General features: G+C 69.8%; 11 protein-coding genes. 8 read left to right on the top strand and 3 right to left on the bottom strand.

What is annotated here, in order from left to right:
• Positions 1 to 4: 4 nt before the first annotated feature.
• Entirely contained in the window at positions 5 to 796 is a 792-nt protein-coding gene (fhuF, locus tag AC10V3_RS30060) for a siderophore-iron reductase FhuF (protein WP_454753310.1), read from the bottom strand.
• 213 nt (positions 797 to 1009) lie between these two features.
• On the opposite strand from fhuF, the gene AC10V3_RS30055 reads away from it, so the two are divergent.
• The 8 genes from AC10V3_RS30055 to AC10V3_RS30020 all read left to right on the top strand — a co-directional run bounded on the left by AC10V3_RS30055 (position 1010) and on the right by AC10V3_RS30020 (position 13214).
• Positions 1010 to 4237 carry an amino acid adenylation domain-containing protein gene (locus tag AC10V3_RS30055; RefSeq protein WP_454753309.1) on the top strand — a complete coding sequence of 1076 codons (3228 nt, stop codon included), beginning with the start codon at positions 1010 to 1012 and terminating at the stop codon, positions 4235 to 4237.
• Entirely contained in the window at positions 4234 to 5916 is a 1683-nt protein-coding gene (locus tag AC10V3_RS30050; RefSeq protein WP_490923860.1) for a cyclic peptide export ABC transporter, read from the top strand. The genes AC10V3_RS30055 and AC10V3_RS30050 overlap by 4 nt, the downstream gene beginning before the upstream one ends.
• Positions 5917 to 5948: 32 nt before the next feature.
• Positions 5949 to 7046 carry a GNAT family N-acetyltransferase gene (locus AC10V3_RS30045; RefSeq protein ID WP_490923859.1) on the top strand — a complete coding sequence of 366 codons (1098 nt, stop codon included), beginning with the start codon at positions 5949 to 5951 and terminating at the stop codon, positions 7044 to 7046.
• 22 nt (positions 7047 to 7068) lie between these two features.
• On the top strand, positions 7069 to 8469 hold the full coding sequence (locus AC10V3_RS30040; RefSeq protein ID WP_022539015.1) for a lysine N(6)-hydroxylase/L-ornithine N(5)-oxygenase family protein: 1401 nt from the start codon (positions 7069 to 7071) through the stop codon (positions 8467 to 8469).
• 108 nt (positions 8470 to 8577) lie between these two features.
• Positions 8578 to 10860, top strand: a complete 2283-nt coding sequence (locus AC10V3_RS30035) for a TonB-dependent siderophore receptor (RefSeq protein WP_022539014.1) — start codon at positions 8578 to 8580, stop codon at positions 10858 to 10860.
• A gap of 71 nt (positions 10861 to 10931) precedes the next feature.
• Positions 10932 to 11255: a hypothetical protein gene (locus AC10V3_RS30030; protein WP_051369975.1), complete on the top strand. Its 324-nt coding sequence runs from the start codon at positions 10932 to 10934 to the stop codon at positions 11253 to 11255.
• Positions 11252 to 12889 (top strand): PepSY-associated TM helix domain-containing protein, encoded by a 1638-nt coding sequence (locus AC10V3_RS30025; protein WP_454753304.1) that lies wholly within the window; start codon positions 11252 to 11254, stop codon positions 12887 to 12889. The genes AC10V3_RS30030 and AC10V3_RS30025 overlap by 4 nt, the downstream gene beginning before the upstream one ends.
• Complete coding sequence (locus tag AC10V3_RS30020) at positions 12873 to 13214, top strand: DUF3325 domain-containing protein (protein WP_022539011.1); 342 nt, start codon at positions 12873 to 12875, stop codon at positions 13212 to 13214. Before AC10V3_RS30025 ends, AC10V3_RS30020 begins: the two co-directional genes overlap by 17 nt.
• 208 nt (positions 13215 to 13422) lie before the next feature.
• Here AC10V3_RS30020 and AC10V3_RS30015 read toward each other — a convergent pair whose 3' ends face one another.
• Positions 13423 to 13755, bottom strand: a complete 333-nt coding sequence (locus tag AC10V3_RS30015; RefSeq protein WP_022539010.1) for a DUF2917 domain-containing protein — start codon at positions 13753 to 13755, stop codon at positions 13423 to 13425.
• Between the two features lie 14 nt (positions 13756 to 13769).
• Entirely contained in the window at positions 13770 to 14795 is a 1026-nt protein-coding gene (locus tag AC10V3_RS30010; protein WP_022539009.1) for an alpha/beta fold hydrolase, read from the bottom strand.
• Positions 14796 to 14960: the final 165 nt, after the last annotated feature.

Below are 14960 nucleotides of genomic sequence, written 5' to 3'. Positions count from 1 at the left end.
AGTGCTAGCGCAGCAGCCGGCGCGGACAGTCGCCACACAGCGTGAAGGCCGGCAAGCGGTAGCGCAGGCAGCACAACCGGCGCAGCCACAGCGTGGTGGTAGTGCCGTCCTGCGTGACGCGGTGCGCGCGCATCGGCGCATGTAGCGGGTTGTCGCGGCCGTCGGGGCGGGTGCGGGTGTCCATCAGCCAGGCCGCGTCGGCCGCCAGCGTGGCGTCCGTGGCCGGCAGGCCCGGCTGCAGCAGGGCGGGCGCATGGCGGAACACCTCGGCGACGACGGCGCCGGCATTGGCCCACAGCAGGCGCGGCGACGCGCCGCTGGCCGCTGCCAGCGCTTCGACCAGCGGCGCCAGCAGGTCATCCAGCAGGGCGCTGAAACGCTGCTGCGGGGGCGCACCGGGCAACGTCCGGCCGGCATGTGGCAGCACCAACGTCACGGCGCGGCCATGACCATCCGGCCGAATGGCCGCGTCGCGCAACGGCAGCACGTGGTGCGCCAGCGCCGCGGCGGCCACCGTGCCGGGCAGCAGCGCGGAGAAACAGTGCCGCGCCCAGACCGAGCCGGCCACGCGCGCATCGTCGCCACCGTAGTGGGTGGTCATGGCGTTGAGCGCATGCCGTAGTGGGGCGGGACCCGCGGGCTCGGACATGAGCGCGGCGGGCATGACGTCATCGCCCGTTGCCGGGCCGATGCGTACGGCCTCGGCGTAGTGGCGCAGCGGTTCGGGAAACAGTGCAAGCAGGATCGGTAACGGAAACAAGTGGCGCCCTGAACGGCGTTGCAGTTGTGCAGACAACGCCTTTTCTTTGTTGAAAATGAGAATGATTATCAGGTATATTCGCAATTCGATTTGTAACGACGATATCGCACCTGGGCGCCCCCTTGCCAGTCAGTCGCGGCATAGCCGCGGCTGCGGGGCGGTCCTGGCCTTGCCGTTCGCATGGGAAGGCCGTGCGCGCGGCGGCAGCCAGGCCAGCATCGGCTGCCCCACGGCTCCCGAGGAGACCCAATGACGCAGCCTATGCCCGACCTGACGATCCGCGCGCGCGCCACGCAAGGCCCCGCGCCGCTCTCGTTCGCGCAGCAGCGCCTGTGGTTCCTGCAGCGCTACGCGCCGGACAGCACCGCCTACAACCTGGTGCGCGCCTGGCGCCTGCAGGGCCCGCTGGCGGCCCCGGCGCTGGAGCAGGCACTGGCGCAGGTGACGGCGCGCCATGCGGTACTGCGTACCCGTTTCTCGACCGGTGACGGCGAGCCTCGCCAGATCGTCGACGACGCGCTGCCGGCCGTGCAATGGATCGACTTGCCCGCAGGCGAGCTCGATGCGCTGCTGCGCCGCGAGTCGGCGCGCGTATTCGACCTGCACGCCGCCGCGCCTTTCCACGTCACCGTCGCCCGGCTGGAGGATGGCGCCCATGTGCTGGTGCTGGCCATGCACCATATCGTCTCGGACGGCTGGTCCAACCCGATCCTGGCGCGCGATCTCGCGCGGGCCTATGCAGCGGCCGTCAATGGCAGCGAGCCGGGCTGGACGCCGCTGCCGGTGCAGTACGCCGACTACGCGGCCTGGCAACGCGAGCGTCTCAACGGCCCTGCGCTCGATGCCGCGCTGGCACGTTGCGCGACGCGCCTGGGCACTGGCATTCCCGCGCTGGAATTGCCGCTCGATGCCCCGCGGCCGGCGCGGCCGGCCGGCAAGGGCGCGCGCATCCGCTGGACGCTGTCGGACGGCGTTGTGACAGCGCTGCGCACCTATTGCACCAGTGGCACGGGTGCGGGCGGCCGGCTCACGCCGTTCGCCGTGCTGCTGGCCGCATGGCAGGCGCTGCTGGCGCGCTACAGCGGCCAGTCCGATTTCGCAGTGGGCGTGCCCAACGCAGCCCGCACGCATGAAGAGCTGGACGAACTGGTCGGCTGCTTTATCAATACCCAGGTCTATCGCGCACGGCTGACGCCTGGCCTGAGCGGCCATGCGCTGTGCCAGCAGGTACGCGACGACGCGCGCGCAGCGCTGGACCACGCCGACCTGCCGTTCGAGCTGCTGGTCGACAGGCTGGCGCCGTCACGTGACCCCAGCCGCACGCCGTTGTTCCAGGCAATGTTCAACCTGCAGATGGGCGAGCCCGCCGCCTTCACGCTGCCCGGGCTGCAGGCGAGCGCGCTGCCGGTGCCCGACGACAGCGCCAAGTTCGACGTCACCTTTGACCTGCACGCCAGCGCCACGCGCGTGTCCGCCACGCTTGAATACGACACCGCGCTGTTCAACGCGGCTACGGCGCAGCGTATGGCGCGGCACTATGAACACCTGCTCGGCGCCATGCTGGCCGCGCCCGAGACGCCGCTCGAAGCACTGCCCCTGATGGGCGCCGGCGAGCAGGCCCGGACGCTGGCCTGCGGCAACGACACCGGCCTCGCAATCGACCCGGCCGATGACGTGGCGGCGCGCATCGCCCGCGCCGCCGCGGCCACGCCCGATGCCATCGCGGTGACGGACGGCGCGTCGAGCCTGACCTATGCCGGGCTGGAAGCCACCGCCAACCGCATCGCGAACTGGCTGGCCGCGCAGGAGGTCGGCGCCGAGACACTGGTTGGGGTGTGCCTGCCGCGCACGCCCGCGCTGGTGGCGGTGTTGCTCGGCATCCTGAAGTCGGGCGCCGCCTACCTGCCGGTCGACGCCCACCATCCGCCCGCGCGCAATGCGCACATCCTAGGCCATGCCCGTGCGCGCCTGATCCTGGCGAGCGCCGATACGGGCGCCGCGCTCGGCGACAGCGGCGCGGTGGTGCTGGTCGACGGTGAAACGCCGCCCTGGAGTTCGGCCCCCGATACGCCGCCGGCGGCGCTATTCCATCCGGCACAACTGGCCTACACGCTCTACACCTCCGGCTCGACCGGCACGCCCAAGGGCGTGCAGATCTCGCGCGGCGCCTTCGCCAACTTCCTGCGGGCGATGGCGCCGGTGGTGCCGATGGACGGCAGCGGCCGGCTGCTGGCGGTGACCACGCTCGGTTTCGATATCGCGGGGCTGGAGCTGTTCCTGCCGCTGGCCAGCGGCGCCCGGGTGGTGATCGCCACGCGCGACGACGCGCGCGACCCGGCGCGGCTGGCGGCGCTGATGTCCGCGCACGGCATCACCGTGATGCAGGCCACCCCCGCGACCTGGCAGATGCTGGTGACGCAAGCCACGCCGGCATGGCAGGGGCTGCGCGTGCTGTGCGGTGGCGAGGCACTGGGGCGCGAGCTGGCCGCGGCACTAGTGGCCAGGGGCGCGCAGGTCTGCAACGTCTATGGCCCCACCGAGACCACGGTCTGGTCCTCGGCGCATGCGCTGGCGGGCGAGGGCGCTCCCGCGTGGGCGGTAGCGCCGGTCGGCCGGCCGATCGCCAACAACCGGCTCTACGTGCTGGACGCGCGGCTGGAGCCGGTGCCCCCGGGCGTGGCCGGTGAACTCTTCATCGGCGGTGCGGGTCTGGCGCGCGGTTATGCCGATGACCCGGCGCGTACCGCTGCGGCATTCGTGCCCAACCCGTTCGCGCCCGGCACGCCGGGCGCGATGGCGGGCGACCGGCTGTACCGGACCGGCGACCTGGCGCGCAAGCGCGCCGACGGCATCGTCGAGTTCCTCGGCCGGCGCGACCACCAGGTCAAGGTGCGCGGCTTCCGCGTCGAACCGGGCGAGGTCGAGGCGGCGCTGGGCGCGTGCCCGCAGGTGCGCCAGGCCGTCTGCGTGGCCCGCCAGGGGCCGGACGGGATGGCGCGGCTGTGCGCCTACTACGTCGCCGCCACGGCCGGTGATGACTCGGACGACGCCATCCTGGCGCGCCTGCGCGAGCAGTTGCCCGGCTACATGGTGCCGTCCAGCCTGACGCGGCTCGATGCGCTGCCGCTCAACGCCAACGGCAAGGTTGACCGCCAGGCGCTGCCGGAGCCGGCCGCGCCGCGCGTTGCGGCGGCGCCATCGACGCCGACCGAGCACGAGTTGGCGGCGCTGTGGTGCGCGGTGCTGGGCGTGGCCCAGGCGGGTGCCGACGATGACTTCTTCCTGCTGGGCGGCCATTCGCTGCTGCTGGTGCGGCTGCAGACGCGCATCCGCGAGCAGATGGCCTGCGAACTGGCGCTGCCGGCGCTGTTCGCGGCGCCCGTGCTGCGCGACATGGCCGCGGCGATCGACCAGGCCGGGCGTCGCGATGCCGACGCCGACCTGGCCTTCATGAACGACCTGCTGGAGGCCCTGTGAATCTGTTCCTCTCATTGCGCCGCCGCTTCGGCGGCCTGCTGCTGCTGGCGCTAGCCGCCGGTACCTGCAGCGCGCTCGCCGGCATCGCGCTGATTGCCGAGATCAACCGCATGATCGCCGCGCCGGCGGCGCTGGAAGCGGGGCGTATCGGCGTGCTGCTGGGCCTGCTGGCGGTGCTGTTCGGCTGCGGCTTCGGCTCGCAGGCGCTGCTGACCGCGCTCGGCCACCGCGTGGTGTACGACATGCGCCTGCGCATGCTCAAGCGCGTGCTCGATACCGACGTGGAGCGCCTGGAAGCGATCGGCGGCCCGACCGTCTATGCCACGCTGACCAAGGACATCGCCTCGATCGGCATGGCCTTCAACCGCGTGCCATTCGTGTTCTACAACGGCGTGCTGGTGCTGGGCGGGCTGCTGTACCTGGGCTGGCTGTCGTGGCAACTGTTCGTGCTCGGTGCCGCGGTGCTGGGCGCGGGCGTGCTGCTGGCGCAGCGCTGGGTGCTGCGCATGCGCACCCTGATGAAGGCGGTGCGCGACACCGACGACCGGCTCTACGCCGGCTACCAGGGCGCCATCGACGGACGCTACGAACTGGCGCTCAATGCCTGGCGCAAGCAGAGCTTCTACCAGCGCGACTTCGAGCCCGCCGCGGAGTTTGCGCGCGCGCACGAGGTGCGGGCCGACCGCTACTGGGTGCTGAGCCTGTCGTTTACCGCGACGCTGATCCTGGGGCTGGCGTGCGCGATCTTTATCGCCGGCGATGCGCTGGGCATCGCGCGCGAGCGCATCACCGCCTTCGTGCTGGTGCTGATGTTCCTGCGCATGCCGCTGAACGACCTGGTCGGCACGCTGCCGATCCTGATGACTGGCAACGTCGCGCTGCGCAAGATCGAGACGCTGCGGCTGGCGCCGTACACGGAGGATTTCGCGCTGCATACGGCCAATACCGCCGACGCGCCGCCGGCGCCGGGCACGCCGCTGATCACGCTGCAGGACGTGCGCTACGACTATCCCGGCCAGGGCGACGAGCGCGGCTTCCGCCTCGGCCCCGTGTCGCTGACGCTCTCTGCCGGCGAGACCGTCTTCATCGTCGGCGGCAACGGCAGCGGCAAGTCCACCCTGATGAAGCTGCTGGCGGGCCTGTACCAGCCGAGTGCCGGCAGCATGGCGCTCGGCGACAGGCCGGTGAGCACGGCCGAGCTGCCCTGGTACCGCTGCCATTTCGCCACGGTGTTCTCCAACGCCCATCTGTTCGCGCGGCTGGTCGGCCCGGACGGGCGCTTCGACGCGGCGGTGGCCAATGCCTTCCTGAAGCGGCTGCACATGGACCACAAGGTCGCCATTCGCGACGACCTGCTGTCGACCACGCAGCTGTCGCAGGGGCAACGCAAGCGGCTGGCGCTGCTGGCGGCCTATGTCGAGGCGCGCCCGGTGCTGCTGCTCGATGAATGGGCGGCCGACCAGGATCCCGTGTTCCGCGCCTATTTCTATGAATCGCTGCTGCCGGAGCTCAAGCGCAGCGGCAAGACCATTGTCGCGGTCAGCCATGACGACCGCTATTTCCACGTGGCCGACCGCGTGATCCGCGCCGACAGCGGCGTGATCCGCGCCGACAGCGCCACCGACAGCCCCGCCGCCCCCGCCGCGGCCGGCCAGACCGACCATCAGGCCGCCGCATGACGCGCGCCAACACAGACAGGGAGTCAGTTCACATGCAAAGCAATGTCGCGCCTTTGATGACCCACGCGATCGCGAACCAGCCCTGGTCACCCGCGACGATTTCCACGCTGCAGAGCCGCTGGGAAGGCCCCTCGCTGCAGGTAAGCCTGGACGGCACGCCACTGCAGGCCTGGCAGTTCACGCCCGGCACTCAGCCGCGGCTGGCACTCGCCGATACCGACCCGGCCCACCCGCTGGCGCGCGCCGCTACCTTTGCCGCCTGCGAGGCGGTGCTGGCGCGCGCGCCCGCGACGCAGGCCATCGCGCTGGACCTGCCCGAAGCCATCGCCAACGCGATGCTGCGCGAGGGCAGCGCCACGCGCCCGGCCGGTGGCGACCTGGTGACGCGCGTCGAGCAGCTCTGGCAACTGCCGGCGCTGTGGCACACCGGCACCTCGGGCCGCGACTATCCGCTGCAGTACGCGATGACCCAGGGCCGGCGCCATCCGGTGCGCGCGCCCAAGCCGTCCGGCCAGGTCTATGCACGCCATATCCCGTGGCTCGACCAGGTGTTCTCGATGCGGGTGGCCGATCTCGACGCCGACCTGGAGTACTTCCACGGCTGGATGAACGATCCGCGCGTGGCGGTGTTCTGGCAGGAAGAGGGCGATCTCGCCAAGCACCGCGACTACCTGTCGGCGCAGCTCGCGGACCCGCACACCATCCCGCTGATCGGCTGCCTGGACGGCAAGCCGTTTGCTTACTTCGAGGTGTACTGGGCCAAGGAGAACCGCATCGGCCCGTACTACGACGCCGACGACTTCGATCGCGGCTGGCATGTGCTGATCGGCGACGGCGAGATCCGCGGCAAGGCCTATATCAGCGCCTGGCTGCCGTCGCTGATGCACTACATGTTCCTGGACGACCCGCGCACGCAGCGCATCGTGGGCGAGCCGCGCATCGACCATGTGCAGCAGATCCGCAACCTGGACCGCTCCGGCTTTGCCAAGATCAAGGCCTTCGACTTCCCGCACAAGCGCGCCATGCTGGTGATGCTGCTGCGCGAACGCTTCTTCGGCGAGCGCCTGTGGGTGCCGCAGGAAGACGGGCAGGCTGCAGAACCCGTCGCGCCGGCCGCATTGGCCGCCTGAGCAAGCCGCGCAAGGAGAGACCATGCTCTATTCCGCTTCTACCTTCGCCGCCAACGGCACTGATGCCAGCACGTCGCCCGTGCTCGACCTGCTCGGCATCGGCTTCGGGCCGTCCAACCTCGCGCTCGCAGTGGCCCTGCGCGAAATGCTGCCGCAGCAGGCGCCGTTCCGCTTCGGCTTTATCGAGAAGAAGCCGGGCTTCGTGTGGCACGGCAATATGCTGCTCGACAACAGCCGCATGCAGATCTCGTTCCTGAAGGACCTGGTCACGATGCGCAACCCGGCCAGCCGCTATACCTTCATCAACTACCTGCACGAGCGCGAGCGGCTGCTGGACTTCATCAACACCAGGACGTTCTATCCCAGCCGCTACGAGTTCAACGACTACCTGTCCTGGGTGGCCGCGGATTTTGCCGACGCCTGCCACTACGGCGAAGAGGTTGTCTCGGTGCAGCCCGAGCCCGCCGGTGGCAATGGCGCGCTGGCCTGCCTGCGCGTCACCTCGCGCACGGCCGACGGCGCGCTGACCGAGCGCTGCGCGCGCAACGTGGTGGTCAGCGTCGGCGGCGCGCCCAGCATCCCCGACACCTTCGCGCCGCTGCGCGGCCATCCGCGGGTGTTCCATTCCTCGTCGTACCTGGAATCGCTGGAGCGTCTGGAGCGCACGGCGCCGGTGCGGCGCGTGGCGGTGATCGGCTCGGGCCAGAGCGCCGCCGAGATCTTCCTGGACCTGAATAGCCGCGAAGGCAGCATCGCGGTCGACCTGGTCAGCCGTGCGCCGGCGCTCAAGCCGGCCGACGACAGCCCCTTCGTCAACGAGATCTTCAACCCGCGCTATATCGACTACCTGTTCTCGCGGGAGGCGACCGAGCGCGAGCAACTGCTGCGCGAGTTCGGCAACACCAACTACGCGGTGGTCGATACCGACCTGATCGAAGCCATCTATGAGGTGCTGTACCAGCAGAAGGTCACCGGCAAGGTGCGCCACCGCCTGCTGGCCGGCAGCGAGGCACGCCATGCCGAGGCCGATGCCGACGGTGTGCGGCTCGACATTGCGCGGCGCGACGATGGTGCGCACCAGTTGCAGCGCTATGACGCGGTGATTCTCGCCACCGGCTACCGGCGCGAACTGCACCAGTCGCTGCTGGCGCCGCTGGCGTCCTATCTGGACGACGCCAAGGGTTTCCAGGCGGACCGCGACTACCGGCTGCAGATGGCGCCGGGCTGCCAGGCGGGCGTGTTCCTGCAGGGATGCTGCGAAGCGACGCACGGCTTGTCGGACACGCTGCTGTCGGTGCTGGCGGTGCGCGCGCAGGAGATCGCCGCCGCGGTGCTCGGCAACCGCCCGGGCGAGGGATGCGCCATGCAGGCTGAGCCGCCTCGCAGCCGCGCCGCGCGCGTGGCGCACGCCGGCACGCACTGAGGCTTCGCCCATACACAAAGCAATTTTGAGGACCGGCGGCCGCGACCAGGCGACCAGCCGGGGCCCACGGCCTTTATTTTCACAACAGAGCAGGGGAGTAAGAAGGGCATGAAACATAGCAACAGACGCGCGACCGAACGCGCGCAGGCAAGGCGGCATGGGTCCGTGCAATGCCGCACCGCCATGCGCTGGATCCCGGCCGCCGTCGGCCTCATGGTCAGCGCGTCGGCCTTCGGACAGGAAGCCACGACGGGAGCAGCGCCGGCAGCAGCGCAGGCAGCGAAGCCGACCGCTACGGGCAGCGCCGCCAGGCAACCGGAGGCATCACTGCCGGCGGTGACGGTCAACGGCGACCGCGAGAATCCCATCAACCCGCCCACGACCGCCGGTAGCAAGGTGCCGCTGACTGCGCGCGAGGTGCCGCAATCGGTCACCGTGGTCAATGCCGATCGCATCCGCGAGCAGAACCTGACCACGCTGGAGGATGCGATGATGCAGGCCACTGGCGTGTTCGTCGAGAAGCGTGACCAGGAGCGCTCGATCTTCTATTCGCGCGGGCTGGAGATCGACACCGTCATGCTCGATGGCGTGCCAACCAAGTATGACTGGCGCAACACGGTGCAGCCCGACCTGTCGATGATCGAGCGGGTAGAAGTGCTCAAGGGCCCGTCGGGCCTGCTGTCCGGCGCCGGCAAGACCGGCGGCGCGATCAACCTGGTGCGCAAGAAGCCCACGCGCGAAGTGCAGGTGCAGGGCGCGCTGTCGGTGGGATCGTGGAACAACTATCGCGCCGAGATCGACGCCGGCGGCCCGCTGAATGCCGACGGCACGCTGCGCGCGCGCCTGACCGGCGCGTTCCAGGACAAGGACTCGTTTATCGACAAGGCCAATATGCGCACCGGTGCGCTGTACGGCGTGATCGAGTACGACATCACGCCGAGCACCATGGTGACGGTGGGCGCGAGCTACCAGGACTCCGAGGGCCGCCAGCCGTGGACGCTGCCGGCCTACTACAACCCGGTCACGCGGCAGGCGAGCCTGCTCGACGTGCCGCGTTCGACCTTCCTTGGCGCAGACTGGAACAGCGACCACTTCTACACCACCTCGGCGTTTGCCGAACTGGAGCACAAGTTCGACAGCGGCTGGCAGGTCAAGGGCGCGCTGCGCTACCTCAACAACCGGCTGCACCGCGAGCAGGCCTATGCATACTCGCCAGTCATCCCGGGCGTGAACACCACCACGCTGTTCGCTGCCAAGCAGACCTACACGCAGGAGCAGACCAGCTTCGACGTCTATGCCAACGGGCCATTCTCGCTGTTTGGGCGCCGGCACAAGGCGCTGATCGGCTTCAATTTCTCCGATTCGGAACGGCGCGACCCGAGGTACTCGTCGACCCCGTTCACGCAAGTCGTGAACATCTTTAGCCCGCGCAGCGACTTTGCCAAGCCAATTTTCACCCCTAATGGCTCGGGCACGAATACCACGACCAGGCAGTATGGCGTGTACGGCGACGCACGCTTCTCGATCGTGGATCCGGTGACGCTGGTGCTGGGCGGCCGCCTGAGCTGGTGGGACATCAACGCGCGCCAGTACACGCCGACGGCCAGCACGACCAAGGAAGACAACATCAACGCGAAGTTCACGCCGTTCGCCGGGCTGATCTACGACTTCACCGAGCACTGGTCGGCCTACGCCAGCTATGCCGAGATCTTCCAGCCGCAGGACGAGTACTTCACCGCCAGTGGCAACCTGGTCGATCCGATCAAGGGCAAGCAGTACGAGGTCGGCGTCAAGGGCGAGTTCTTCGAGGGGGCGCTGAACACCTCGCTGGCGCTGTTCCAGGTGCGCGAGACCGGCCGCGCCACGCTCGACAACATCAACACGACCAACCCGAGCAATCCATTCTTCGTGTCGCAGGGCGAGACCAAGAGCCAGGGCTTCGAACTGGAAGCCAGCGGCCGCATCACGCCGAGCTGGACCATCTACGCCGGCTATACGTTCAACGTCACGCAGGACCTGCAGAACCGCACCGGCCAGGTCAACACGGCGTTCTCGGCGATTGCGCCCAAGCACCTGTTCAAGCTGTGGACGCAGTACCGGCTGCCGGGCGACTTCAACCGCTGGCGCCTCGGTGCGGGCATGACGGCGGTGAGCCATGTACAGAACACCGCGCTGTTCCCGGCACCGATCGGTGCGGTCACGCTGCGCCGCGGCGGCTATGCGACGTTCGATGCGGCGATCGGCTATGACTTCAACAAGCACGTGTCGGCCGATCTGAACCTGACCAACCTGTTCGACCGCAGCTACTACTCACGGATCAACAACCCGCGCGAAGGTAACATCTGGGGCCAGCCGCGCGCGGCCATGTTCACCGTGCGCATGAGGATGTAAGCGCAGCGGCCGGCGTGGCGGTGCGATGCCATTGCACCCGCCACGCCGGTCGCGCGTTGCCAAGAATTCCAATGAACGATAGTCCCTCATCCCTGCCCTCGCGCCGCGCCATCCGGCCCGCGCTTGTCATGACCGCCCGCGCGCTGGCCGCGCTGGCGGGCAGCTATGCCTTTGTCTGGGGCATCACCGCCGGCGGCGCCGCACTCGGCTGGCGCCTGGGCCTGGCCCGCAGCGAAGCCGTGCTCTGGTTTTCGATGCTGGCTTTCCTGCTGTTCCCGCTGATGTCGCTGTGGGCGCTGGTCACGCGGCGCCTGCAGCGCGTGTGGTTGGTGATGGTGGCCGGCGCGGCCATCGGCACCGGCGTGGCGTGGTGGCTGGGGGAGAGGCTGGCATGACGCGACCCGCACGAAGCAACAAGTCCCGCTCCGGCGCACAGAAGGCCGATGCACATGCGGGCGGCCTGCGCCAGGCCATGACCTGGGCGCACACCTGGATCGGCGTATTGCTCGGCGGTGTGCTGATGGTGGCCTTCTTCATGGGCTCGGTGGCGGTGTTCGACCGCGAGATCGACCGCTGGATGATGCCGGCCACGCGCCTTGACGCAGCGCCGTCCACGATCGATATCGACACCGTGGTGCCGAGCGCCGTGGCGGCGCTGGCGGGTGGCAAGCCGCTGCGTGAATGGGCGGTCACGCTCCCCGAGCAACGCACGCCGGTGATGATCGCGCGCGTGCGCTATGCCGCCGCGGGCGGGCAGATCCGCCTGGCCGATCCGCGCAGCGGCGCGCTGCTGCCGGACGTGGGCACGCTGGGCGCGTCGTCGTTCTTCTATCCGCTGCACTACAACCTGCACCTGCGCGCCTGGAATATCGGCTACTGGCTGGTGGGCCTGGCGGCGATGGCGATGCTGGCGGCGATCGTATCGGGGGTGATCATCCACGTCCGGATCTTCCGCGACTTCTTCACGTTCCGGCCGCGCAAGCAGCTGCAGCGCAGCCTGCTGGACCTGCACAACCTGACCGGCGTGCTGGCGCTGCCGTTCCATGCGGTGATCACGTTCTCGGGCATCTGCATCGTGTACATGATCCTGATGCCGGCCGGCATCGGCGCGCTGTACCAGCAGCCGAACACCTTCTACGACCAGGCCTTGTCCGGCTACTCGCGCGCGCCTGCCGGGGTGGCGGCGCCGATGGCCGCGCTCGGCCCGATGGTCGAGACCGCGCGCGCACGCTGGGGCGGCGCCGCGCCGGCCGCGATCCGGGTCTGGAACCCTGGCGATGCCAACGCCGTGGTCAAGATCAGCCGCTCGGTGGGTGACCGCGTCAGCCTGGCCGACGACGCGGCCTACTTCGACGGTGCCACCGGCGCGTTGCTGCACCACGTGCCGTTGCAGCCGGCCGCGACCACGCAGCGCTTCCTGACCGGCATGCACTTCATCGTGTTCGACCACTGGCCGCTGCGCTGGCTGTATTTCCTGGCCGGGCTGGCGGGGTGCTTGCTGATCGCTACCGGGCAGTTGTACTGGCTCGACAAGCGCCATGCGCGCCATGGCGAAAAGGGTGTGCGGCTGGCGGCCGCTGTAACCGCTGGCACCACTACCGGCCTGGTCATTGCCACGCTCGCGATGATGGTGGCCAACCGGGTCCTGCCGATGACGCTGCCGTCTCGCGAGTTTATCGAGGCCGGGCTGTTCTTCCTGGTCTGGCTGGCGACCGCGATCCACGCGCGCGTGGCGATGCGCCCCGGCAGCCGCACGCTGGTGCCATGGCGGCAGCAATGCCTGGCGATCGCCGTCCTGGCGCTGGCGGCGCCGGTGCTCAACGGCCTGAGCACCGGCGACTGGCTGCCGCTCGCGCTGGCGCGCGGCCCTCTTGCGGTGGCCGGCGTGGACATCACGCTGCTGTTGACGGGTGGGCTGGCGCTGGCGGCGGCGCGCCGGCTGCGGCGCGTCGACGCGGCCCGCCAGGCCCGGACCGCTGCTGCCAGCGGGCAGGCGCTAGAGGAGATGGACCGTGCCAACCACGCTTGAACACTTGCTGTTGCTGGGCCTGGCGCTGTGCGCGTACAGCGCCTTCGTGCTGTTCGCCTGCGCCACGGAGCGGCACTGGACCGAACTTTCGGGGCAGGGCGGCGACCTGCCGGCCAGCCGCCGGCGGCGCCTGCGCCTTGCGGCCTGGGCACTGGTGGTCCTAGGCGCCGTGGCCGCGCTTGCGGGCAACCGCACCGGCTTTGGCGTGCTGCTGTGGGCGCTGGCCATGATGGCGGGAGCGCTGGCGGTGTCGTTCACGCTGACCTGGCGGCGCGGCTGGCTGCAAGCCGTCGCGCGCGGGCTGCTGGTGGTCTTGCGCATCTGAGGCGTGCGCCCCTTGGGGGGGCGCACGATTTTCACTGGAAAACGCAATTAACCGCCAAGCATTACACCCAACCATGTTCGCGCCGACGCGCCAAAGCCAGCAAAGAGGGGTGTTGTTCATCGGAGCGAGTATCCGGGGCAACCGGCACACGCGACGCACCATTTCGCACAAGTCGCGCGCCTTGGTCCCCGCCAGCCCCAGCCGGATGTCACCGGCCGGCGCCGGTATAACCCCGGCCGTGTGTCGCCAACATGCGCCGCAACCATTGCCGCCACGCGCCTGCCGCTTGCCCGGCGCCTTGCCGGCACCGCGTCACGTGCAGCGATGCCGTGGTGACGGCATACAACTCGATGTGGCTGCTATCGGACAACGTAAAGCTCTCGCTCGCCGTCAGCGCCGTGTCTTTGGGGTCGCCGTCACGGATCAACCAGAGCTCGCCTGCGGTGCAGCGCACGGCAACGTGTTCGCCGGGGTCCGCCACCAGCCGCAGCGAACTGCGCGCGGGCAGGGTGGCGGTCATGTCGTTGCTTACCAGGAACATGATGGTCTCCAGGTTCAGTCGACGGCCAAGCCGTGCGGCGCCGGCGCGGTCACATTGCGCGCGGGCGCAGCGGCGGGGCGGATAAAGTCCGCGATCTGGCGGATCACGGCCGGGTCCTGCAGGATGCGGCGGTGGCCCAGCCCCGTGGTGGTGGCCAGTTGCGCGCCGGGCCATGCGCCGGCGATGGCGGCGCCGTCTTCCCAGCGCACTTCCTTGTCGTCGCGGTCATGGATCACCAGCGCCGGTGGCACCGGCCGGGTACGGCCGACATCCGGCACGTTGAACGCCGCCCACGGCATGCCCAGCCAGCGCTCGCTCTGCCGCTGCATACGCGCCAGCACTCCAGGGGCAAAGCCAAGTTGCCAGGCCAGCGACGCGCACGCGGCATGCATGTCCGCCGGCGAGCCGACCAGCACCGCCGCGCGGGCGGGGAGCCCTTCGCGCAGCGCCAGCGCGGTGGCCGCGCCGCCGAGCGAGTGCGCCACCACCGCATGCACCGGCCCGGCGTGCCATGCGGCCGCCAGCAGCGAGTGCGACATCTCCAGCACCGAGGTCTGCGCCGCGCCACGCGCGCCCGCATCGGAGGCGCCATGCGAGAGCGCGTCGAACGCCACCACTCGCATGCCGGCGGCGAGCAGGCCTTCGACCACCGCGTGCCATTGCCCGGCATGGCCGCCCCAGCCATGCGCCAGCAGCACGACAGGACCGCTGGTGCCCCAGCGATAGACGCGCACGCGCCGGCTGGGGCCGTGGCCGGTGACCAGGGCCCAGTCGGCCCGCGCGCTGTCCAGCAGCCGCCGTGCCGCCGACGTGGCCGCGGCGCGCGGCGGGGTGAACCAGAGGCGCTCAAGCTCCCGCGCGCTCGCGGCCGGGAAAACCAGGCTGCCGGCCTGCCGGCGTAGCCGTTGCCAGCCGAGCATCGCGTGCTGCAGCGGACTCGCGGAGCCCCTGCGTGAGGATACGGTGCCGGCACGCACGGGCGCCGGCGCACGGGGCTGGGAAGAAGAAGCCGGGGAAGGGGAAGATACTGCTTGCGTCACGACCTGCACCTCCAATGGATTCTGGATTTGCGCGGGTCATCGGAACCGGCCCAACCGGAGGCGTTCCGCGCTCTTCTAAGACCGACCAGTCGTGCTTTTTTGTAGACAAAAAACGACCGGAAGGCTTGCTGCCCGCCGGCGGGATAGCGCCGGCGCCAATGTCTT

It is taken from the genome of Cupriavidus sp. PB-02 (assembly GCF_058252315.1).
Note: the sequence above shows the minus strand (reverse complement) of the source record. Positions and strands in the feature narration are given on the sequence as shown.

Coding starts and splice junctions, on each gene's coding strand:
- AC10V3_RS30055 (WP_454753309.1), top strand. CDS start 1,010: ATGACGCAGCCTATGCCCGACCTGACGATCCGCGCGCGCGCCACGCAA.
- AC10V3_RS30045 (WP_490923859.1), top strand. CDS start 5,949: ATGCAAAGCAATGTCGCGCCTTTGATGACCCACGCGATCGCGAACCAG.
- AC10V3_RS30040 (WP_022539015.1), top strand. CDS start 7,069: ATGCTCTATTCCGCTTCTACCTTCGCCGCCAACGGCACTGATGCCAGC.
- AC10V3_RS30035 (WP_022539014.1), top strand. CDS start 8,578: ATGAAACATAGCAACAGACGCGCGACCGAACGCGCGCAGGCAAGGCGG.
- AC10V3_RS30030 (WP_051369975.1), top strand. CDS start 10,932: ATGAACGATAGTCCCTCATCCCTGCCCTCGCGCCGCGCCATCCGGCCC.
- AC10V3_RS30025 (WP_454753304.1), top strand. CDS start 11,252: ATGACGCGACCCGCACGAAGCAACAAGTCCCGCTCCGGCGCACAGAAG.
- AC10V3_RS30015 (WP_022539010.1), bottom strand. CDS start 13,755: ATGTTCCTGGTAAGCAACGACATGACCGCCACCCTGCCCGCGCGCAGT.